1 protein-coding gene is annotated in these 375 nt (G+C 56.8%); it reads right to left on the reverse strand.

The features are described 5' to 3' along the window. A partial coding sequence (locus tag RTW80_RS27725) for a formyltransferase family protein (protein ID WP_312721321.1) occupies positions 1 to 375 on the reverse strand: 375 nt, incomplete at both ends.

The following is a 375-nucleotide window of genomic DNA, read 5'->3' on the forward strand; positions in this document are numbered from 1 at the left end:
GTGCGCGGTTGCGCCAATGATCTTCACCCCACGCTCGTATGCCTGGTGATACGGACGCGCGCCAATAAAGGCTGGCAGGAAGGAGTGGTGGATGTTGATAATTTTGTTCGGGAAGCGCGCCACAAAGGATGGCGTCAGCACGCGCATATATTTCGCCAGCACCACGTAGTCCGGGTTATGCGCTTCAATCGCAGCTGCCATCAGGTTGTCGTGCTCTTCACGGGTATGGCCTTCGTGACTGACCAGTTCAAACGGAATGTCGAAACGTTCTACCAGCGTACGCAGCGTCTCATGGTTGCCAATGACGGCGGCAATTTCGACGTCCAGGCCACCGTAGTTGGCTTTCATCAGCAGATCGCCCAGGCAGTGCGCCTC

The sequence above is a fragment of the Escherichia sp. AM3 genome (assembly GCF_032029835.1).
Taxonomy (GTDB): domain Bacteria; phylum Pseudomonadota; class Gammaproteobacteria; order Enterobacterales; family Enterobacteriaceae; genus Escherichia; species Escherichia coli.